This is a genomic window from Bacillus multifaciens, assembly GCF_030756675.1.
GTDB classification, from domain to species: Bacteria; Bacillota; Bacilli; order Bacillales; family Bacillaceae_G; genus Bacillus_A; species Bacillus_A multifaciens.
Genome location: NZ_JAVBXD010000044.1, coordinates 1 through 22,288 on the forward strand (window position 1 = coordinate 1; position 22,288 = coordinate 22,288).

Sequence of the window (22,288 nt, forward strand, 5' to 3'; positions counted from 1 at the left end):
GAAAAATAGCGTATCGAAATGCATAGGTAGACCATCCATCCGGTAACGACTTTTTTGTTCCTTTTATATGTACACCCTCTTTTGTAGTTGCCATATACATTCTCCTTTCTTTCGTATTTTCATATTTACTATATCGCATAGTCTCAAAAGTCCATACAAAGAACATATGTAGGCCATCACCTACCGAGAATTCATCCCCCACCTACTCGCTGGACTACGCCCTTCTCGCTCCTTGAGGAAGGGGAATTCTTTTCGGGAAATATGTTAAAAAATCATAATGACATCCTTTATAATTTCTATATCTCCAAAGGAAATCCTACCCATAATTTTGTAAATATTCAGATTATAAATGTTTATAAGTAATATCAGTGTTGCTATTACTTATTTCTCCTAGTATCTTTTAAGCCAAGACCTTAGGAAAACTTGAGAATACCATACCTTTGGCCCATTTGATTATTGTGGGTTTCCGTGAATAATGCCATATAGTTGTTACACTATATTCACATTAATTAACAAAATGAAGTTCAATTGTAATAATATGGTAAAATAGGTTTGTAAAGATGATAATTAATTTAAAAAAATAAAAAAAGAGGGGGCATTTAAATGGTATATATGCTAGTAAATATAGGAATTAGTCTATTAATCGGCATCATATTCATCTTATCCGCACTGCTATTAAAAAAATATCCACCTTCAGATATTAATGCAGCATTTGGCTATCGGACGCGTCGATCTATGAAGAATATAGAGTTATGGCATGCGGGGAATAAATATAGTGCTGAAATTATGAGGCAAAACGGTTTTTTTATGATGCTTATAGGAAGTATAATTAGCCTAACATTCAGGTATCCACATACAATAATTGCACTCATAGCTCTTATGATACTATTAATAATTATTATGTTTCTTAGGGTAGAGACGAAATTAAAGGTAATGGAGAAATAATATAATAATCAATTACAAACTTTTTATAAAAATCCTATCATGATTTATAGTTGAAGAATCCATTTTGCTCGAACTTTTTCAAAATGGATTCTTCTTTTTATCATAAATTAAGGGTTTTTAATCAAACTGTATTTAAAAGCAAGAGTTAATTTAACTTGCAATCTTATTGTTGGAATTGTTAGATTTTTCCGCTTGCAAAAAGCGTTGTGTTTCTGTAACGACGATCCCGCTTAATCCAATCAAACCAATTAAATTCGGAATTGCCATTAATCCATTTGCAATATCAGAAAACGTCCAAACAAGTCCTAGTTTTAAATTTGCTCCAAACAGGATTATCCCAACAAAAATGAGACGGTAATATCGAACCGCATGATAGCCAAATAAATATTCAATACATTTCTCTCCATAATATGACCAACCTAACATGGTTGAGTAAGCGAATAAAATAATCGCAATGCCAAGGATCATACTTCCTGCGTTTCCAAATACAGTTTGAAATGCAAACGTCGTTGCTTCAACACCTGTTTTACCAGAATTCCAAGCACCTGTTGTAATGAGCACTAAACCGGTAATTGTACATACGACAAATGTATCAAGAAATGTACCTGTCATAGATACGAGTGCTTGTTTAGCAGGGGAATCAGTTTTCGCAGCAGCCGCAGCAATCGGTGCACTTCCAAGTCCGGCTTCGTTTGCGAACACCCCTCGAGCCATCCCGATTTGAATAGCTGAAGCAACGGTTGCTCCGGCAAAACCTCCAGCAGCTGCAGTTCCATGAAAAGCACCTGAGAATATGAGCTGAAATGCTTTTGGAATTTGATCTATATGATAAAAAATTATAATAAGTCCAGCAATGATATAGAAGAAGGCTTTAATTGGAACAAAAAATCCGGTCACTTTTCCTATTTTTTTAACGCCTCCTAAAATGACAATCGCGATGAAAAGAGCCATTATAATTCCTGTTATGACAGGGGATACGGAAAAATTAATTTTCATTGCCTCAGCAACTGAATTAGACTGCACCATATTTCCGATTCCAAATGAAGCTGTTGTTCCGAAAATAGCAAATAATATAGCGAGCCATTTCTTTCCTAATCCATGTTCTAGATAATACATCGGACCACCAGAGTATTCCCCGTTAGCGCCTTGTGTGCGATATTTAACTGCAAGAATCGCTTCTGAATATTTTGTTGCCATTCCAAACAAGGCAGTAATCCACATCCAAAACACTGCACCTGGTCCTCCGATTGACACTGCAGTTGCAACACCAGCTATATTTCCCATGCCGATAGTAGCGGACATGGCGGTCATTAACGCTTGGAAATGGCTAATATCTCCTTTAGTTGAGTTGTCCTCTGATTTTCCGAATGCTAACTTATGAGCATATAATAGTTTAATAAATTGTAGGCCTCGTAGACGTACTGTAAGGAGGATTCCTGTCCCAACAAGCAGTAAGAGTGTCGGTAGCCCCCATACGTAATGATTGATTACTTCTAATACTTGATTTACTGTTTCCATCTTTACTCTCCTTTAGAAAAAATAAAAAACCATTTCATATAAACGAAATGGTCTCTGGAGATACAAGGAATAGAAAAATAAACCGATTCGGGAATCGGTATTTTCTGTCGCTTGTCTCTGTCCTTTTACCTGAGAGATTATCCGCTGTAATGGCGGATTTGCTCCTTCGGTGCTCTGTTTCCTCCATGCTGCTGTGCAACAGGAGGGAGTCTCTCCAGAGATTCGTCCCCATACAGTTCTACTTGAATACAAGACCTGAGAGTTTCAAAGCTGTCCGACCAGCTTTTTGCCCCATCGGTAGATCAAAGGATCTTCTCCTGTATGGTTCATCCGAATGCTATGAAATTAACATGAGTAATTATAGTCATGTTTTATATTGTAAGTCAAGAAGGAAATATATATAAATACAAATTGAAAAAAACGAAATAATAAACCTTTTCGTTTTTTTGATGGGCGAGAGTATCTGGCCATGCATAGAATCGGTCAGTGCCTTTTCCTGCCACATGCAAGGTTTTAATACAAGGCTCTGTTTAATTACAATGTTTAATTTGATACAGATGAACGTGTATACAAATAATAAAGTTGTTTAAAAAAATGCGAGTCATTCTATTCAATAATCGGGCTGAGTTGTTTAGGAACTATAGACAGTAGACATCCTACTTGAATAAGATTAATGATAAAATTGAGAAGTATGGAAGACTTGATAAAGAATATAAACTAGTTGGTTATAATTAAAAGGGTCTTAATAGTAAAGGAAGGAAGTGCAAAACTATGGATTTTGAAACAGTTATGCAGGAGCTTGTAGCCCTCGGTAAGGAACGAACTAAAAAAATGTACATATCCAATGGTGCGCAAGAGCCGCTTTTTGGTGTAGCTACAGGTGCTATGAAACCAATCGCAAAGCAAATAAAAATAAATCAACGTTTAGCTGAAGAGCTTTATTCCACAGGTAACTACGATGCAATGTACTTTGCAGGCATTATTGCAAACCCAAAAGCTATGAGTGAGTCGGATTTTGATCGTTGGATGGATGGGGCGTATTTTTATATGCTGTCCGATTTTGTGGTGGCAGTAACTTTATCAGAGTCAGATTTTGCACAAGATGTTGCTGATAAATGGATTGCAAGCGGTGACGAGCTGAGAATGTCAGCGGGCTGGAGTTGCTACTGCAGGCTTTTAGGGAATCGCCTAGACAATGAATTTTCCGAAAACAAGATTTCCAATATGCTTGAAATTGTGAAAAATACGATTCATGATTCGCCAGAACGAACGAAATCCGCTATGAATAATTTTCTATACACCGTGGGGATTTCATATTTGCCACTACATGAAAAGGCAGTCGAGATCGCAAAGGAAATAGGTACAGTAGAAGTAAAACGGGACAAGAAAAAAAGCAGCTTCCTAAATGCTTACGAAAGTATTCATAAAGAAATTGATAGAGGGAGGCTTGGTTTCAAACGTAAATATGTAAGATGTTAAAAATTAGCTTAGTATCGGGGTGTTGATCCAAGAAGGATTGACACTCTTTTTGTTGAAGTTACTGAACTAACGGGCAGAAAGGTGAATGATAATTTATCATGTAAGAAAAATAAGTTTTTTAAAATTAAAATAAGGGCAGTACACAAGAGGAGTGAATCAAATGTTAGGGTTACCTCGTGGTGAAGTTTTTTTAGTTCCTTGGACTGAGGAATGGGGAGTCGAATTTTTAAAAGAGAAACAATTAATCGAAAAACAAATTGGAGAATATATATTGGCAATACACCATATTGGAAGTACTTCTATTCCCAATTTGAGTGCAAAACCTATTATTGATATTGCTATTGAATTATATAATTTTGAAGATGGTGCGAAGTGTATTGATGAGTTAGAACAGTTAAATTATAGGTATAGAAAAGATGTATTACCCGAAAGGTACTATTTTAATAAGGGCGAACCGAGAACACACCAAATTCATATGTATGAAAAAGGTAATAAATATTTAATTGAACAATTGTGCTTTCGAGATTACTTAAAAAATAATGAAACGGCTCGAATTGAGTATGAACATTTAAAAATTCAACTTTCACAGGAAAATCCAAATAATAAATATAAATATGCAGATGACAAAACAAACTTTGTAAAATCCATATTAGCTAAAATAAATGTTTAAAGGGGACGATTCTTACTTATTTGCCACTCGGAAAAGTAAGCGTATTTGAAATAACACTCAAATACGCTTATTATTTTGAAAAAATCAACAATCAAGTTAAACGGAGTCTAAAACAAAGAGAAGAAAGCAAGTGCAGGTCATTTCTCGTTTTACATAGTAGCGATTTATAGGTCGAAAATCAAAATGGATGTATATATCGATATTTTCACACGCTCATTTAAACTGAAAAATGCTTGTCTTTCGTAATTCATAGATCACTTTAGTAAGCACTCCATTATAATTTTCACGCGTTAATTCATACATTTTCATACTACTATGAGACTTTATGTCATCTATTTTAGGATGAGAAGCATAATAGATTGTTTCTAACACAGTTTGAGAACTTTGCATTAATTGATTAATAGTAGATAGAAATTTTGGAGATGAGATTTGCATAGGGCCAATTTCATCAATCACTATAATCTTATTTTTGTTATTTTGGACTGAGTCAATAGCAATACCTTCAAATTCGGAAACGTTTACGCCATATCTACCTACTCTAATATCACTGTTAGAAATAACATCTGCAATTACTGATTCGTCTCCATTTAGAGAGATGATTTTAAACCCTGTTCTATTAGAATTCTCTACAATTTCTTCTGTATAAAATCCACTAAAGTTTTTTACTCCAATTTCACTTATTATTTTCTTTAGAGCTGTAGTTTTACCTACTCTTGGCTTACCAGTTAGAAAAAAATGATTTCCCATAAAGATATGCATCCTCCTGTGTCGTAAGAGTAACTACGTAATGAATTAGAGTTGTTTCGTTTTACTATTTTGTAAATGTGGACACTTAGCGAGTAAAGTAGTGATAAATAATTCTTCGTTCTCTGGTGATAGTTTGACGCTGCCGAATAGAGCGTTAGGATAGTGAATTTCTACACCGTGAAATGCAGCTGCGGGGCGGAAGCCCATCATCATATCATCGGTTGGATGAATTTTTGTAATATTTACGTAGGGAACATTGCACCAAAAAGGACCGCATCTTGCATATAAACTCTTTTCTCGTAATTCGTAGCGAATTCCGAATATAATCCATAACATAAATAAGTCAAATATTAGAATGACACTAGGAATAACAATCCAATCTACAGAGTTCAATGTGTTATCTAACCAAAGCGGAAGAGAAAGGAGTATGCTAGATAATAGAATAATTCCAATCATCATATACCAATATCCCTTATCTCGTCGTACTTTCCATCTCATAAAATCACCCATTTCTTTGTTTGATATGAAATAATAAAGAGCTATACAAATATTACCACATTTTAAGCGTATGTGATTAAGGATAGATTATATTGAACAATAAACATACGATAGTTTATCCTGCTATTCGTGGGCAGTAAGATCCCCCACCTCAGGATTCAGAGAAAAGAGATAGGGGAGACTGTGACTCATTTTGGAATCGATTTTTTTATGAAAATAAAAAATAACGGAACAGTCCTCGTTTAATTTACTGAAAAAAATGAATAGAAAGAAAAGTATGATATATTCGTAATATCCAATTATTTTTTAAGGGAGATGGGGAAAATGACAAAGGAAAATCAAACAGTTGAAGATAAAGAACTAACGATTTTTAACCATACTGGAAACACAATTGTAACAGAAGATAGAGAAATCCAAATTATTTCCAGATTAGAAGAGCCTCTTATTGTCGTGTTAGCAAATGTATTAAGTGATGAAGAGTGTGAAACATTAATTGAAATGTCTAAAAATAAAATGAAACGTTCTAAAATTGGTATTTCGCGCAAAATAAATGATATTCGGACGAGTAGTGGTACGTTTTTAGAAGAAAATGAGGCCGTTACAAGAATCGAAAGACGAATCGCTTCGATCATGAATGTTCCTTTTGAACATGGAGAAGGATTACATATTTTAAAGTATACAGTTGGCCAAGAATATAAAGCACATTATGATTTTTTTGCAGAAAGTAGTGCGGCAGCAAATAATAATCGTATAAGTACTCTTGTTATGTACTTAAATGATGTAGAAGAAGGCGGAGAGACTTTCTTTTCAAAACTTAACCTTTCTGTATCTCCGAAAAAAGGAATGGCGGTATATTTCGAATATTTTTATCAGGATGAAGCATTAAACAAACTCACTTTACATGGCGGTGCACCTGTTATCAAAGGTGAAAAATGGGTTGCGACGCAATGGATGAGGAGAAGGCCTTTGTATTAAGAGATCAATGGATTAAGGGTTTTTTATTATTTTCGCAATCTTTCCATATTTAAAGATTGCGAAAAAGTTATCAATCTTGACACGAAACCAAAAGGTGTTATATTCTATTGAAGCGAAACCAAAAAGTTGTATTTCAAAATAAGGAAAGAAGGAAAAGCAATATGAACACATTACAAGATATTAAGCAAACGATCGTGCTAGAAGCACCTATTCAAAAAGTATGGGATACAGTATCAACTGCAGAAGGTATTGCATTATGGTTTATGCCAAATGATTTTCAGCTAGAAGTAGGACATGAATTTCATATTCAATCTCCTTTTGGACCATCTCCATGTAAGGTATTAGAAATCGATGCTCCGCATCATCTTTCTTTTGCATGGGATACGGATGGCTGGATTGTTTCATTTCTTTTAAAAGATTTAGGTGATAAAACTGAATTTACACTCATTCATGGTGGCTGGAAAGAGCCTGACTTTATTCTTCCAAAACCAAATGAGAAAAGTTCTGTTATTCGTGAGAATATGGCATCTGGTTGGATTCGCATTGTGAACGAAAAACTGAAAAAGGTTATTGAAGGCTAAGTGTCTCCAACAGCAGAAAATTACGATGTCTTTCAAGCGATTGCGGATCCAACCCGTAGAGAGGTACTTCGATTACTAGCAGAAAAAGAATTGCCTATTTCAGAAATAACGTCTCATTTTCCGATTAGCCGTACAGCTGTCACAAAACATCTTCACATTCTTTCAGAGGCAAAGCTAGTCAGTGGAAAGAAGGTAGGAAGAGAAAAAATTTATCAGCTGCAGCCAGAACCTTTACAAGAGTTAAAGCAGTGGCTTTTGTTTTACGAACAATTTTGGAATAATAAATTATCCATTTTGAAACATGTAGTTGAAAATGGAGAGAACAGTGAATTGAAAATTATTGAAACAAAATTGAATGAACAAGAGAAATAAGAGAATTCCCTTTCATACACTAAAAAGGGCATGTTTTGAACGATTTGTTTTAAACATGCCCTTTTTCATTTAATACATAAGGTTAAGACTAACTTGAAAAAGGTAATACTGTGTATAGATTGCTATAAAGGGAATGGACTGTAGATGAACATCGTTTTAGAAAGTATTATATTAATCGGTACAGGTATTGTTGTTTTGAAATTAGCGGGAAGCAAGTCTCTTAGTCAAATGACAAGAGCTGAAATTATTGTCGTTGTATCTATTGGTCGGATTATTGTAGAGCCAGTGTTAAGTAAAAAGTTAGGGCCAACTATATTAGCCTCGTGTATATTTTCTGTTGTTTTACTAATCATTCATCATTTAGAGATGAAATCACGAAAGGTGGAACGATTTCTAGATGGTAACACGATCGTTATTATTAAAGATGGAAAAATTATAAAGGATAACTTAAATCGTGCCAAAATGACAGAACAGCAATTATTTATGTATTTACGAGAACAAGGAATTCATGACATTCAAACATTGCAGCAAGTAACTGCAGAGCCGAACGGCCGTATTGGTTACCAATTAACCGCTCAAGCGCAGCCGGTTACTCGCGAAGCGTTGGAGAAGGTACTGGAGCAGTACCTTTCTAAAGAATAGGGTGTCTATCCTTGAAAATCTAAAATTACTCCACGTAATTTTTGGAGTCCAATAATTAAATCTTGATCATTTAGCGTGGAGTAACTGATACGCATATACTCGTGCTTTGATTGATGAACAAAGCAAGCTGTTCCGGGTAAAAAAGAAATGTCAGCTTCATTTGCTTTTTTTAGTAATGCAAATGAATTCATTGAATCTGGAAGGGAGATCCACAAATTAAAGCCGCCTTTTGGTACTTGAAAATGAATTGTATCCGTTAAAGAACTAAGTATTTCTACTGTAGTATCACGACGAATTTGTAAGGCAGTTCGTAGTTTTTCTAAATGATTCTTCATTCTTTCTGTCCGCAAAAAAGGTAGAATAGCTTTTTGCGTTATTAGTGGACTACCTATATCCATTAATGCTTTCGCAGCACATAACCAATCAAATACAGGTCCTTCTGCGAGTATGGCTGCAATACGAAGCCCTGGTGCTAACGTTTTACTGAATCCTTTTAAATAAATGACATGACCGTTCTTATCAAAATGTTTAATAGGAGCCGGAAGCTCAATATCATTAAAATAGATCTCACCAAAATAGTCATCTTCAATAATAAAAAAATGATAAAATTCTGCTAGTTCTATAAGTTCTTTTCTACGTTGTTCACTCATTAATGTTCCAGTAGGGTTATGAAAGGCGGGATTCACGTATAACAAAACTGGATTATTCTTTTGACATACTTCATCTAATAGATCAGAACGGATGCCTTGTTCATCAAGCTCAACGGGAATAACGTTGATTCCTTTATTAATAAACACATCAATGGCACCGCCGTAGCACGGACTTTCTACTATTACAGTGTCGCCTGGTTTTAATAATGTTTGAGTAATTAAATCAATTCCTTGCTGAGCACCACTTGTAATTAATAAATGAGCAGGATCAGCTGTTAATCCTTGATAGTCTTTTAAATATTTGCTGATTTCCACGCGAAGCTCTTCATCACCTTGCACAGGTCCGTATGTGGCTAACAGCATTTTGTCTGTGTCTAATATTTTTTGCATTTCGCTTGATAGAAACGGATTAGGTAAAAGACGTGGGTAAAGAACGGCCTGTGAAAAATCGTAATACTTTTTGTGGCGATTGATAATATATTGAGACCTTATTACATTAACAGCTTTCAAATGTTGCCAGTCATATGGATCATGTACACCTCGAGAAGTATTCCTTTTTCCTCTTATGTAAACTCCTTTTCCTGTTTGTATATATACATACCCTTTTGCCTCAAGCCATTTATATGCTTTACGAACTGTTAATACACTTATATTTAAATCACCTGCCATGATACGTAAAGAAGGGAGAGGGTCTCCATCAGCTAAAATTCCACCTTGAATACGCTGAACGATTTGCTCGTATATTTGCAGGTAGAGCGGTGTATTAGATTCTTTTCTGAGTACAATCTTCATGATCTCACCTAATCTTCTTTTTATTTTCATTTAAATTGAAAAAAACTTAATAATCAACAGATAATTCATACAACTGTTATATAGCTTGATGTACTGTTATACACAGTTTCCTCTATACTCATTTCAACAATGAAAGGGAGGAAACATTATGGTTATTTTAAATTATTTTCTGGTTTGTGTTATTTTTGGGACGACATTTTTAACGATTAAAATAGGAATTGCAGCAGGGGCTCCGCCACTTTTTTCAGCAGGAATTCGTTTCTTTTTAGCAGGTATAATTGTTATCATGTTTTTTATTGTGAAACGGAAACCAGTTATACCATACCTTGTAGTAAAAAGAATTATATTTGCGGGATTTTGTCTTACATTTATGACCTTTGCAACTTTATATTGGGCAGAGCAATATATCTCATCGGGATTAGCAGCTGTTCTTTCTGCTACCGGTCCAATGATGATTTTATTGCTTCAAACGAAACGAACAAAAAGAAAATTGAGAAGGGAACAACTTTTTGCTTTTATACTTGCTCTTATAGGAGTAGTGTGCATTACTTTACCGGGTCTGCAGCAACAATTTTCTTATATGTGGAGCATTGCTTGCCTTGTTATATTAGTAGGTGAATTTTTCTACGGAATGGGTACGATCCGTTCCAAGGAAATTTTATCAGATTTACCAAATGTCTCCCCGTTTTTAATTAATGGAATTCAAATGTTTTATGGTGGCTTATTACTGATTGTTTGTTCTCTTTTACTAGAGCATCCGAATCTATCTGTCTTAACTTCATGGAACGTTCAATGGCCGATTCTGTATTTAATATTTATCGGTTCAATAGGAGGACATGGCTTATACTATTGGCTTTTATCCAAAACCAATCCTGTCTTTCCATCTACTTGGCTTTATGTTTCGCCGTTAATTGCTGTTATAACAGGATATATGTTTTTAGGTGAACCAATTAAACCGGTAATGGGGATTGGAGCATGCTTTATCTTGATTGGTGTGTTTATGGCGAATCGATCCACACTTGAGTTGTATTGGAAACATGGAAAACTATTGAAAAAAGAGATGTAAGGTTTCTTTATTTCGTTCATGATTTTTAAAGTTGAAAGGACGTCTTAAGGCTTGTTGTCTTATGGACGTCCTTTTTTTGGGTAATACACTTTCGAAAGTTCGCTCATGACAGAGATTGTACCATCATGAGAATGTACAAGTTTATAAACAAGTGCCTTTCCAAGCCCAGTGCCTTTAGAGGAGAAATCAGTTGTTGTTCCGTGGTAAAATTGTTGAAAAAGATTTTCTAACATATCAAAAATCTATATGGAGATTACGCAACATCTACTAATGTATCATTTAAATGAAGTTCATAAATTAAAAAGCTTAATTATTTTTAAATAAGAGACTGAAGTAAATTTTGTAACATTCTTCATATCAAATTTGTATGAATGATACTTAACACCATACCACAAGTTAAAGAAAATACATATGTTGTGGACCTTTTGAGATAGATATTGTTATGCAAAAATGATAACAAGGGGGCAAGGAAGTGTTTAATGATTTTAAATTTGTAGATAATCGTCCAGTTTATGTTCAATTAAAGGATCATTTAAAAAAAATGATTATGAAAGGACACCTGCTGGAGCATCAGAAGCTTCCATCAACCCGAGAACTTAGTAAATTATTATCGGTTAGCAGAAATACAGTTCTCACTGCTTACGCAGATTTAGAGCAAGCAGGTCTAATTTATGCAATAAAGGGAAAAGGAAATTTTGTAGGTGAGATTGAAACATTCAAAACGCCATTCATCGAACTAAACTGGAAAGAAAAGGTCAATGAAGTTACCACGTTAGCTGATGAATTAGATTTAATGAAGCACGGTGTTCGTTGGGAAAAAGGCATGATTTCCTTCAATAGCATTGCTCCAGACGAAAAGCTTTTTGATGTTGAAAATTTTAAGAGAGCTTTTCTGACTCGAATGTCCATTGAAGGTGATATTGTTTTGAACTACGGATATGCCAAAGGGTATAAACCTCTAATTGATTATCTACTTCACTACATGGAAATGAAGGGAGTAGACATTTCCAATAAAGATATTCTTATCACGAATGGCTTCACCGAAGGCTTGGATATTTTATTGTCTTCTTTAGCTAAAAAATCTGGACGTATTATTTGTGAAAACCCTACTCATCATGCTGCACTTAAACTTTTTCGATTACATGGATTTGATATACACGGGATAGAAATGAAAGATGATGGTATTGATATTGGTCAAGTTGAGAAAAACTTATCCGAAATGGATTTTGATTTTGCATATCTAATTCCGTCTTATCATAATCCGACTGGGATCGTCACATCATCGGAAAAAAGGACTGAAATTATGAAACTTTTTTCCAAACACCAAATTCCTATCGTGGAGGATGGATTTAATGAGGAATTACGCTATTCAGGTTCCCATTTAGCTCCGTTAATGACTTTCGCCGGACCTGGCAACAATGTTATCTATATCAGCAGCTTTTCAAAAATTCTTTTTCCAGGGTTACGTGTTGGGTGGATTTTAGCAGATAAAGAATTAATACACTGCTTAGAAAGTGTGAAAAGGGCACGGACGATTCATACATCCACACTGGATCAGGCAGTACTTTATCAATATTTGCATGATGGTTATTTCGAAAAATATTTAAAAAAAGCGAAATCAGTTTATAAGAAAAAATATGAGTTAGCCGTTCAAGCTTGTCACCAATATATTCCTTTTCAAAGAATGACTGGGGATGGTGGGCTGCATCTTTTTATAGAATTAGAAAAAGAAATGAATTCGCGTACACTTTTAAAAAAATGTTATCAAAAGGGAGTTGTTTTTTCTCCTGGGGACGTCTTTTACACGGATGGAAGGGGAAGTAATACGTTTCGATTAGGATTCTCTCGGTTAAAAGAAGTGGATATTCTTAAAGGAATTAAGATAATTGGAGATACATTGAAAAATGAAAATGGGAGTTGAAAAAAGTGAGAGTTGGCGTAATTATGGGAGGCGTATCCTCCGAAAAACAAGTATCCCTCATGACAGGGGAAGAAATGATTGCACATTTGGATAAGAGTAAGTATGAAATTATGCCTATTAAATTAAATGATAAAAAAGAGCTTATTGATAAGGTAAGAGATATCGATATTGCTTTGATAGCGCTTCATGGAAAATACGGGGAGGACGGTACGATTCAAGGTACACTAGAAACTCTTGGTGTTCCATATACCGGAAGTAACATGCTATCAAGCGGTATTTGTATGGATAAAAACATGTCAAAAAAAATGATTCGTTATGAGGGCATTCAAACACCGGATTGGATTCATATTTCAAATATGGAAGAGCTTCAATTTGATGAAATAGACAAAATGGGGTATCCACTAGTGGTAAAACCAAATTCGGGCGGTTCCAGTGTAGGCGTAAAAATCGTATATGATAAGGAGTCTTTACTTTCTTCACTTGAGGATGTGTTTAAATGGGATTCTGAAATCTTAATTGAAAAATATATAAAAGGCGAAGAAATTACCTGTTCCATTTTGAACGGAAAACTTTTACCGATTATTTCAATTCAATATGCGGCTGAGTTCTTTGACTATCATGCGAAATACGATGATGCGGCTACGATTGAAGAGATTGTAGAACTTCCGGTGACAACTCAAAAGCGTGTCGCTGAGGCTGCGATGGCATGTTATAGAGCATTAAAATGCAGTGTTTATGCTAGAGTTGATATGATTATAAAAGATGGAATCCCATATGTGATGGAAGTGAATACATTGCCGGGGATGACAAAAAATAGCTTACTACCTAAAAGTGCTCATGCGGTGGGAATCTCTTATAGTAAACTATTGGATATGATTATTGAAATCTCTTTAAAGGCTAGGAGAAGTGAAGGTATTAAATAAAAACATAATTAAATATAGTGTTAAAATTTATTGTTGATTTAGCGACTTTAGATCTAGCAGGGCTGTAACTGTTTTAGTTTATTTGGATATTTTTAAAAATGAAAGGACGTCTTAAGACCTATTGTCTTATGAACGTCCTTTTTTCGGCAAAATAATATTGAATAATGTCCCTTTCGAAGGTTCGCTTTCGACAGTGATTGACCCATTATGAGCTTGTACAAGTTTATAGACAATGGCCATTCCAAGTCCAGTTCCTTCAGATGAGGAATCGGTTGTTGTTCCGCGGTAATATTGTTGAAAAAGATTTTCTAGCATACGTGAGGACATGCCAACGCCATTGTCCATAATTTGGATTACTACATTTTTGTCATCATCAGAAAGTGTTGTATATATATCGGTATGTTCCGGATTGTGTAAAATCGAATTCATTAGAATGTTTTGTAAGATACGTTGTATAAATTTATGATCAAATTCAAGGTTAATTACAGGTGTATCGGTTTTAAAATGAAGATTATAGTTCTTCGCTTGTGGATCGTGACTAATATCGGCAACAACCCTCTTTGTGAATTCAACTAAATCTTGATCTGCTTTGTTTAAAGGTAACATACCTTCAGTACTATTTAATTGTATTACGAGGCTTAAATCTTGAATTAATTCCTCCATATGCTTTCCTTTATCATCAATTTCTTGGATAAAAGATTGAACTTCTTCCTTTGACCACTCATACTGATCATTTAATAAAAGCGCTGAGTATCCTTTAATATATGTTAGAGGCGTTTTCAAATCATGCGAAATACCAGCAATCCACTCTTGTTTGGCATGCTCTATTTTTTCTCTTTCTTTTTCAGCAGCTTGTAACTTTACAGCTAATACTTTGAGCTGTTGAAGTACTTCTTGATAAAGTAGATAACGCTTATGGAGTTTTCCTTTTCGTGTATAAATTTTTTGCAAATCTATAGGTTGCTCATAGTTTTCTTGTGAGAGTTGATGAATCCAAGTCATTATGAATCCAATCGGACCACCAAAATACCATCCAAACAAGGCAATACAAATAATGGTGCTAAAAACGAAAATTCCAGCTACAAACAAACCTTCATTATCAGTACTAATAATGATACCGAACTGTGGTAGAATACCTTCAAGAATAACGAGAATGCTGAAACCAGTTAGAAGCATCCAAAGAATAAGTCCTAATACTAAATGGAATGTAAATCGAGTTTTTATTCGCATATTAACGCCTCATTTGGAGGGATGAATTTATAGCCAATTCCTCGTAAATTTACAATGATTTTTGGTTTTCGTGTATCATCACCCAGTTTCTTTCGTAGTTTTGAAATATGGATTGTGACGGTTTTTTCTTCCCCAAAAACATCATTTCCCCATACGAATTCGTAAAGCTGTGCAGTCGTGAAAATACGATTGGGGTTTTTGCAAAAGAAATGTAGTAATTCCAGTTCTTTTGCTGTGCATTCTACGGGTTGATTTTTAACTGTTAATGTTGCAGATTCGGGGTTAAAAGTGAAGTAGTCATAATTGTATAAAGTACATTGTTGCTGTGAGCTATCATACATTTTTTGACGACGAAGGATGACTTTTATTCGAGCAATTACTTCTAAAGGATTAAAAGGTTTTGTAATATAATCATCTCCGCCTATCCCTAATCCTGTTAATTTGTCAAAGTCCGTAGAACGCGCACTAACAAAAATAATCGGTGTATTTATATGTTTTCGTATTTCCGTACATAATTCAAATCCACTTATATCTGGAAGCATGATATCAAGCAAAATAATATCAAATACTTGTTCCTTGATACGCTGTAGCGCCTCTTTACCCGTTGATGCGGTTTCTATATTACTGAAATTCTCTTTCCTTAGCGTGATTTCTAATAATCTTAATATGCCAACTTCGTCATCTATAACTAATATTTTTGCAGACTCCATTTCGATTATCCCTCATTTCAATCTCATCATACTAATTTATTTTCTGTAAATGTAGGCATTAATAAAAATATTACAAGCATTTTCCCTAGCGTTTACTTTGATTTTACTTTCATTGGTTAAGCTTATTGTAACATATCGATATGAAGCAGGAGGGGAAATGAGTGGAAACTATTATTAAAATTAACAAATTAAGTAAGGTGTTCAAAGGAACTGAAACGGTTTCTAATGTCAATATGAAAATTAACAGAGGTGAAATTTATGGATTTTTAGGACCGAATGGAGCTGGAAAAACAACCATTATGAAGATGATCTTAAATTTAGTAAAACCATCTTCTGGTGAAATTATAGTATTAAATCAGCCTGTTTTACCAACATCCTATCAATATTTAAAGGAAATAGGTAGCATCATTGAATACCCAGTGTTTTATGATCGGCTAACAGCAAAGGAAAATTTAGATTTTCACTGTAAATACATAGGTTATCAAGATAAAAGGGCGGTGGGTGAAGCTTTAGAAATTGTTGGTCTGAAAGGTGTAGAAAATAAAAAAATTCATGAATTTTCTTTAGGAATGAAGCAACGATTAGGGATTGCACGGGCGATTGTTACGAAACCAGAGATTTTAATTCTTGATGAGCCTATCAATGGACTTGATCCAATTGGTATTAAAGACATTCGCGAGCTTCTATTACTATTAAAAGAGGAACATGGAATTACTATTCTAATTTCAAGTCATATTGTGTCCGAAATTGAATCTATCGCAGATACGATTGGCATTATTAATCATGGAAATTTAATAAAAGAAGTGAAAATGGAAGAAATCAGAAAGGAAAATGTCGAATATTTCGAAATCAAAGTAGACAATTTGGAAAAAACGACACGAGTGTTGGAAGAGAAATTAGGAATTAAAAAGTATGAAATAGTAGACAAGAATATGATTCGAATTTTTGAACAAGACATTTCTCAATATCAAATCAATAAAGAATTAATTATGAACGAAGTTGTTGTAAATGGATTTGAAAAAAGACAACATAGCTTAGAAGAGTACTTCTTAAACCTTATTAATGGAGGTAGTCAACATGTTTGAGATTATGAAACTAGAGTGGCAAAAACATCACTTATCTAGTTATTTTAAAGGATTAGCCATATGTATTTTGGGGATTTTCGTTGCTGTCGGTCTTATGGCAGTGGGGGCTAAAGGTGAGAGCGAGCAAATGTTTCCAGATTATGCGGGATTCATGTCTTTAACAAATATTCTTACTAGAATCACATTTATCATTTTTTCAAGTGTAATTTTATCTCGTTTAGTAATTGATGAATACAAGAGCAAAACGATTCAATTTGTGTTCACATACCCACTAAAACGTAAAAAATTACTTCAAGCTAAGTTAGCGATTGTTTTTTGCTTTTGTTTTTTTAGCATCGTTTTTGCTACTTTTATTATCAGTATGTTAACTTTCTTTCTAAACCCAACTATAGGATTCTTTGAAACACCTGTTAGTATGAGTGAAATACTTGCTACAGTTCCAACTACTTTGATTCATGCATTTATGATGGCTGGAGTCAGTCTAATTCCTTTATATTTTGGCATGAGAAAAAAATCAACTGCTACAACAATTACTTCAGCTGTCTTAATAGGATTTTTGATTAACGCAAATGTTCCTAATGGCGGTAGCGTATACGAATTCATTGGAATACCAATTGTATTCTGTTTACTCGGTCTAATAATTGCTTATTTTTCTTATCATAAAATTGACAAAATGGATGTTTCTTGAATAGAGGGGGAATAAAAATTGAAAAAAATAATATTAGCCTCTACTGCATTAATTGTAATTGGTGGAGTCGTTTTTTATGTTAAAGGAGTAGGCGCAAAGAGTATTGAAAAAAAATCCTTTGAAGTAGAGCGTATTGAAGAAGTAGAAATAAACAACGACTAAGCGTCAATTTAAATAGCTTTAAGAAAAAAAGGGATACTGAAAAATCAAAAGAAGGAACCATTGGTGATGCAACGAATAAATTGGAGGTTTTAAGTAAAGCAGGAACTATAAATATAAGATAAAAGAAAAGCCTCTCATATATCATTAAAATATTGATATGTGAGAGGCTTTTGTATGTTAATTCACTTTCTTAATAAATCCTTTATAGTGACGTTTCACAAGTTGGCTTTCTAACGTTTTCATTGTTTCTAACGCGACACCGACAATAATGAGTAAGCTTGTCCCACCAATTTGAGCGGAAGCTGGTAAATCGGAAATTTTTGTGAATATAATCGGCAAAATAGAGATTGACCCTAAAAAGATTGCTCCGATAAAAGTTAAACGATATAAGATTTTTGTAACGTATTTCTCTGTCATTATTCCTGGTCGAATGCCTGGAACATACCCGTTTTGCTTCTTCAAGTTTTCGGCCATTTGTTCAGGGTTTACTTGAACGAAGGCATAGAAGTATGTAAATGCAATAATGAGTCCAACGTATAAACACATTCCAACTGGGTGTGAATAATCAAAATTTGTATTGATCCATTTGGACACTGCGGAACTTGGAAATAGCTGCGCAATTGTTCGCGGCGTCATTAAAAATGCTGAAGCAAAGATAACAGGAATAACCCCTGCGCTATTTACCTTAAGAGGTAAGTGTGTATTTTTTGCTCCTTGATACGGATTGTTCCCATTAGAAGCTTTTGCATATTGAATAGGAATTTTCCGGTTTGCTTGTTGAATATAAATGACACCAACGATGATAGCTAAAATAACTAAAATAATTAATGCGATTTTTATAATATGCATAAAGAGTTGATCTCCAGCATTATGAATTTGTTGTAAGTATATTTGATTCATAATACTTGGAATTCCTGCTACAAGTCCTGCAAAAATAAGAATTGAAATTCCGTTACCTACTCCATTTGCGGTAATTTGTTCACCTAACCACATTAAAAACGCAGTACCAGCAGTTAATACGGTAGCAATTAATAAGTAGGTTTTTAGGCCTGGATCCGTTATTAAATGTCCACCTGCCATATTGTTAAAGCCAATAGACATTCCTATCGACTGAATGAATGCAAGAACAATTGTAAAGTAGCGGGTAAATTGAGCTGATTTTTTACGGCCCATTTCCCCTTGCTTTGCCCACTCTGCAAATTTAGGAACGACATCCATCTGTAATAGCTGCACGATGATGGAAGCTGTAATATACGGTGTGATGCCAACTGCAAAAATTGAAAAGTTTTGTAAGGCACCTCCGCCAAATACATTGAGCATTCCTAAAATATTTGTTTGATCTTGTATTTTTAATACCTCAGCATTAGTATGAGGAACTGGAATAAACGTGCCAATCCGAAAAACGATTAGCGCTGCTAAAGTAAAAAGGATTTTACTCCTGATCTCAGTTACTCTCATAAAGTTTGAAATTGTACGAAACATCGTGTCGCCTCCTATTTGTTTACCAGTTATGTAAAGTAAAACTAGCTTTTATATCCTCATGTATAAACTGTAAACCTCCTTCCGATTAAAATTCATTATGACAAATGGATTTTCAAACAGTTTACGGATATAAAGTAGAGCGATGTTTATGTTTTCGTAACAACTTAATAACCATAATATAACTATAAAACAAATATTTGTACAGAGGGAAGGGAAAAAAGATACGTACATACAAGGGATTTTTGCTAGATTATAGGCGAGAAGAATTGTTATAATTTTCTTAAAAAATAAAGGGGTTCACTATATGGAATTTCAATTACCTAATATAGATGGTGAAGAGTTAACAATTGCAGCGATTCAAGAAGCAATGGAAACGGGGAAGTTAACAGCAAAAGAACTTGTTATGTATTATTTGTATCGAATCGCAAAGTATGATAAAGCTGGTCCTAGTATAAACGCTTTACTTGAAATAAATCCTGATGCAATTTTTCTTGCTGAAGCAATGGATCATGAACGAAAGAAAAAGGGGAAAAGAGGACCTCTCCACGGGATTCCAGTTTTATTGAAAGATAATATAGAAACAGAAGATAAAATGCATACAAGCGCCGGTATGCTTGCTTTAGAAAATCATGTGAGTCAAAAAGATGCATTTCTAGTCAAAAAGCTTCGAGATGCAGGAGCTGTAATTCTTGGGAAAACGAATATGACAGAATTAGCAAATGGCATGTCACTAAGAATGTGGGCTGGATATAGCGCAAGAGGAGGCCAAACTTTGAATCCTTATGGTCCTGCAGAATTTTTTGTAGGTGGATCCAGTTCTGGTTCCGCTGCTGCAGTGGCTGCAAACTTTACGGTATTATCGGTTGGTACAGAGACAGATGCCTCTATCTTAAGTCCACCAATACAAAATTCTGTAGTTGGCATCAAACCGACTGTTGGACTGATTAGTAGATCAGGTATCATTCCGTTTACATATTCACAAGATACTGTAGGGCCCATTGCTCGAACTGTAGAAGATGCTGCTCTTTTATTAAGTGTTACTGAGCGGCAAAGATGAACTAGATCCAGCAACTTATCGTTGTGAAGAAGGTGGTGTACAAGATTATACTGCATACTTAGATAAGGGCGGGTTAAAGGGAGCTCGCATTGGTGTGTTTCAGCAAGTTTCTGAAGAAAATTTTCTACCAGGTGAATTTGATAAACATTTATTCTCTAAAGTGATTCACATTCTGAAAGAAGAGGGAGCAGAAGTAATTGAGAATATTGAAATCCCTTCTTTCCATAGAAAATGGAGTTATGAAGTGCCAACTTATGAGATAAAACATAGTTTAGGAAATTATCTGTATCAACTACCATCACAGGCTCCTGTTCATAATGACCACGAATTAATAGAATTTAATAATAAACTTGGCGATAAAGCATTAAAGTATGGACAAAATATGCTTGAATATAGAAAATCTTTACCAAATACATTAAGTAATTCGACATATATAATGGCGAAATTGGAAGATCTTTATTATTCACAGAATGAAGGAATAGATTTTGCGCTTCAAACATATAACCTGGATGCCATTTTATTCCCTGCTTATGTAGGGTCTACTCTTTCTGCAAAAGCAGGTTATCCATCAATTGCTTTACCAGCAGGATATATGGAAAACGGTCGTCCATTTGGCATTACTTTTGCTGGAACGGCATTTAGTGAGGGAACTTTAATTAAGATTGGTTACGCTTTTGAGCAATCGACAAAATTTCGGAAACATCCTAGTTTAAAATAGAAAGTATAGTTATTTTTGACGTAAGAACAGCAGAACTCATGAATAAAAAAATATGTACGGGTAGTGATATAGTGAAGATTGGTAAATTTGGAGAAGTAAATAAATTAAGTATCGATACTATTAGACATTATATGGATCTAGGATTGATTGTGCCTGAAAAGAAGGGAGGGCATTATTTTTTTGATGAGCGCTGTCAAAATGTATTAGAAATTATTTTGGAATTTAAAGGGATGGGATTTAGTTTAAATGAGATTAAACAATTGTTTCTTTATAAAAATTTTGGTGAATTTACGGATTATGAACAAGATACGTACTATCAATCTTTATTTATGGATAAATATAAGCATGTTGAGCAGGAAATAAATAATTTAGTAGAAATAAAGGACAAATTAAAGACGAAATTAGATGCGTTATCAGCAAAATCGAAAGGTTCTAACGTGGTCATGGGGATTGATTTAAAAGTACTCGATATGCTGAGATGTTTTAAATGTAGTGACAAGCTTATTCTACAAGATGGAATTATTAATAGAAATCAAATTATGGAGGGAAAGTTAATTTGCAATTGTGGTGAAAAATGTTTTGTGGAATCAGGTATTTTAAAAGTTGGTAATTCATTTCAAGCGGCTACTGCCCACAATCATGAAGAATTTATTCTTGAATATATTCATGCAACTGATCCATCTTATTTGGAAAATATCCATAAAGTTGGAGAATGGTTAAAGAGGAAACTGGGTCAATTAGACTTAAATGATAAAGTAGTACTTGAGTTAGGATCCGGAGTTGGTTTTTTTCTGAGAAATGTTTTTCGGGAGTTACCGGAAAGTTGCTTATATATTGCCGTTGATCGCAGCTTAGAACGGCATCGATTTCTAAAAGGTGTATTAGAGAGAACTGGGTTTAAAAGAAATGTCCTCTTTATTTGCGCTGATTTTTTAAATATACCAATAGAGGATTACTCCGTCGATATCGTGCTTGATCATTCGGGTACTAGTAACTACAGCTTTGAAAATGAGGAGTTTTTGCTACGTGAAGTAGATTCCCTTTTTAAGCATAATTGTTACTTATTGGGAACATTTATAGCTTTTAAAAACTTTAGCACCAAAAGTAAAATCGAAGCTAAATTCAGAGACAACTTTATAGCTAGAAAAATCAAGGAAAACATCAACAGTTTAAAGTATATTCCTCTTGAGGAAAGGATTTCTGAATATGTTGATCGAGGCGGGAAGTACGAAAATTTCTTTGTACAGGGGGAAGAAATATATTCATATTCATTTTTTGGTAAAAGATAGGGTTAACCCTATCTTTTTTCATTTTTTTCAAAAAAAATTATGGATTACACCTATTGATATCGGGTTCACCCGGCAGCTTAACCTTTAT

22 protein-coding genes, 1 pseudogene and 1 riboswitch are annotated in these 22,288 nt (G+C 34.3%); of the genes and pseudogenes, 15 read left to right on the forward strand and 8 right to left on the reverse strand.

Going from position 1 to position 22,288, the window contains the following annotated elements; translation table 11 throughout:
• Positions 1–603: 603 nt before the first annotated feature.
• A complete protein-coding gene (locus Q9306_RS20820; RefSeq protein ID WP_306201923.1) occupies positions 604–945 on the forward strand; it encodes an SdpI family protein in 342 nt (113 codons plus the stop codon).
• Between the two features lie 150 nt (positions 946–1,095).
• Here Q9306_RS20820 and Q9306_RS20825 read toward each other — a convergent pair whose 3' ends face one another.
• Entirely contained in the window at positions 1,096–2,463 is a 1,368-nt protein-coding gene (locus Q9306_RS20825; protein WP_306201925.1) for an alanine/glycine:cation symporter family protein, read from the reverse strand.
• Positions 2,464–2,570: 107 nt separating this feature from the next.
• A riboswitch (glycine riboswitch) is annotated at positions 2,571–2,691 on the reverse strand.
• A gap of 543 nt (positions 2,692–3,234) precedes the next feature.
• Here Q9306_RS20825 and Q9306_RS20830 point away from each other — a divergent pair.
• Positions 3,235–3,942, forward strand: a complete 708-nt coding sequence (locus Q9306_RS20830; RefSeq protein ID WP_306201927.1) for a DNA alkylation repair protein — start codon at positions 3,235–3,237, stop codon at positions 3,940–3,942.
• A 160-nt stretch (positions 3,943–4,102) separates the two neighbouring features.
• Positions 4,103–4,612 (forward strand): GrpB family protein, encoded by a 510-nt coding sequence (locus Q9306_RS20835; RefSeq protein WP_306201929.1) that lies wholly within the window; start codon positions 4,103–4,105, stop codon positions 4,610–4,612.
• A gap of 213 nt (positions 4,613–4,825) precedes the next feature.
• Here the strand turns inward: Q9306_RS20835 and Q9306_RS20840 are convergent, their stop codons facing one another.
• Together Q9306_RS20840 and Q9306_RS20845 are read right to left on the reverse strand one after the other, a co-directional pair.
• Positions 4,826–5,359, reverse strand: coding sequence for a nucleoside-triphosphatase (locus tag Q9306_RS20840; RefSeq protein ID WP_306201931.1), 534 nt, complete (start codon positions 5,357–5,359; stop codon positions 4,826–4,828).
• A 45-nt stretch (positions 5,360–5,404) separates the two neighbouring features.
• Entirely contained in the window at positions 5,405–5,857 is a 453-nt protein-coding gene (locus tag Q9306_RS20845) for a PH domain-containing protein (protein WP_306201933.1), read from the reverse strand.
• Positions 5,858–6,181: 324 nt separating this feature from the next.
• Here Q9306_RS20845 and Q9306_RS20850 point away from each other — a divergent pair, with 324 nt between their 5' ends.
• From Q9306_RS20850 to Q9306_RS20865, 4 genes are all read left to right on the forward strand, one after another.
• Positions 6,182–6,832, forward strand: coding sequence for a 2OG-Fe(II) oxygenase (locus tag Q9306_RS20850; protein WP_306201935.1), 651 nt, complete (start codon positions 6,182–6,184; stop codon positions 6,830–6,832).
• Positions 6,833–6,993: 161 nt separating this feature from the next.
• On the forward strand, positions 6,994–7,413 hold the full coding sequence (locus Q9306_RS20855; RefSeq protein ID WP_306201937.1) for an SRPBCC family protein: 420 nt from the start codon (positions 6,994–6,996) through the stop codon (positions 7,411–7,413).
• A complete protein-coding gene (locus tag Q9306_RS20860; protein WP_306201939.1) occupies positions 7,414–7,785 on the forward strand; it encodes an ArsR/SmtB family transcription factor in 372 nt (123 codons plus the stop codon).
• 144 nt (positions 7,786–7,929) lie between these two features.
• Positions 7,930–8,427 (forward strand): DUF421 domain-containing protein, encoded by a 498-nt coding sequence (locus tag Q9306_RS20865; RefSeq protein ID WP_306201942.1) that lies wholly within the window; start codon positions 7,930–7,932, stop codon positions 8,425–8,427.
• A 5-nt stretch (positions 8,428–8,432) separates the two neighbouring features.
• Here the strand turns inward: Q9306_RS20865 and pdxR (Q9306_RS20870) are convergent, their stop codons facing one another.
• Entirely contained in the window at positions 8,433–9,869 is a 1,437-nt protein-coding gene (pdxR, locus tag Q9306_RS20870) for a MocR-like pyridoxine biosynthesis transcription factor PdxR (protein WP_306201944.1), read from the reverse strand.
• A 148-nt stretch (positions 9,870–10,017) separates the two neighbouring features.
• Between pdxR (Q9306_RS20870) and Q9306_RS20875 the strand changes: the two genes are divergently transcribed.
• Positions 10,018–10,935: a DMT family transporter gene (locus Q9306_RS20875; RefSeq protein ID WP_306201945.1), complete on the forward strand. Its 918-nt coding sequence runs from the start codon at positions 10,018–10,020 to the stop codon at positions 10,933–10,935.
• 59 nt (positions 10,936–10,994) lie between these two features.
• Here the strand turns inward: Q9306_RS20875 and Q9306_RS20880 are convergent, their stop codons facing one another.
• Positions 10,995–11,168: a hypothetical protein gene (locus Q9306_RS20880; protein WP_306201947.1), complete on the reverse strand. Its 174-nt coding sequence runs from the start codon at positions 11,166–11,168 to the stop codon at positions 10,995–10,997.
• Positions 11,169–11,407: 239 nt separating this feature from the next.
• Between Q9306_RS20880 and pdxR (Q9306_RS20885) the strand changes: the two genes are divergently transcribed.
• Both pdxR (Q9306_RS20885) and Q9306_RS20890 read left to right on the forward strand, forming a co-directional pair.
• Positions 11,408–12,856 (forward strand): MocR-like pyridoxine biosynthesis transcription factor PdxR, encoded by a 1,449-nt coding sequence (gene pdxR, locus Q9306_RS20885; RefSeq protein ID WP_306201951.1) that lies wholly within the window; start codon positions 11,408–11,410, stop codon positions 12,854–12,856.
• 5 nt (positions 12,857–12,861) lie between these two features.
• Complete coding sequence (locus tag Q9306_RS20890) at positions 12,862–13,779, forward strand: D-alanine--D-alanine ligase (RefSeq protein WP_306201953.1); 918 nt, start codon at positions 12,862–12,864, stop codon at positions 13,777–13,779.
• Between the two features lie 126 nt (positions 13,780–13,905).
• On the opposite strand, the gene Q9306_RS20895 is transcribed toward Q9306_RS20890, so the two are convergent.
• On the reverse strand, positions 13,906–15,009 hold the full coding sequence (locus Q9306_RS20895; RefSeq protein WP_306201954.1) for a sensor histidine kinase: 1,104 nt from the start codon (positions 15,007–15,009) through the stop codon (positions 13,906–13,908).
• On the reverse strand, positions 15,000–15,719 hold the full coding sequence (locus Q9306_RS20900) for a response regulator transcription factor (protein ID WP_306201955.1): 720 nt from the start codon (positions 15,717–15,719) through the stop codon (positions 15,000–15,002). Before Q9306_RS20900 ends, Q9306_RS20895 begins: the two co-directional genes overlap by 10 nt.
• 161 nt (positions 15,720–15,880) lie before the next feature.
• On the opposite strand from Q9306_RS20900, the gene Q9306_RS20905 reads away from it, so the two are divergent.
• The 3 genes from Q9306_RS20905 to Q9306_RS20915 are packed head-to-tail and all read left to right on the forward strand — an operon-like array spanning position 15,881 to position 17,654.
• Positions 15,881–16,804 (forward strand): ABC transporter ATP-binding protein, encoded by a 924-nt coding sequence (locus tag Q9306_RS20905; RefSeq protein ID WP_306201957.1) that lies wholly within the window; start codon positions 15,881–15,883, stop codon positions 16,802–16,804.
• Positions 16,797–17,492 carry an ABC transporter permease gene (locus Q9306_RS20910; RefSeq protein WP_306201960.1) on the forward strand — a complete coding sequence of 232 codons (696 nt, stop codon included), beginning with the start codon at positions 16,797–16,799 and terminating at the stop codon, positions 17,490–17,492. Before Q9306_RS20905 ends, Q9306_RS20910 begins: the two co-directional genes overlap by 8 nt.
• An 18-nt stretch (positions 17,493–17,510) precedes the next feature.
• Complete coding sequence (locus Q9306_RS20915; protein WP_306201961.1) at positions 17,511–17,654, forward strand: hypothetical protein; 144 nt, start codon at positions 17,511–17,513, stop codon at positions 17,652–17,654.
• Between the two features lie 177 nt (positions 17,655–17,831).
• Here Q9306_RS20915 and secY read toward each other — a convergent pair whose 3' ends face one another.
• The gene (secY, locus tag Q9306_RS20920) at positions 17,832–19,136 is read right to left on the reverse strand and encodes a preprotein translocase subunit SecY (RefSeq protein ID WP_306201970.1); all 1,305 of its coding nucleotides are present in this window, start codon (positions 19,134–19,136) and stop codon (positions 17,832–17,834) included.
• Between the two features lie 304 nt (positions 19,137–19,440).
• On the opposite strand from secY, the pseudogene Q9306_RS20925 reads away from it, so the two are divergent.
• Positions 19,441–20,911: pseudogene (locus Q9306_RS20925) on the forward strand (amidase family protein).
• Positions 20,912–20,982: 71 nt separating this feature from the next.
• Positions 20,983–22,200, forward strand: coding sequence for a MerR family transcriptional regulator (locus Q9306_RS20930; protein ID WP_306201972.1), 1,218 nt, complete (start codon positions 20,983–20,985; stop codon positions 22,198–22,200).
• Positions 22,201–22,288 lie beyond the last annotated feature (88 nt).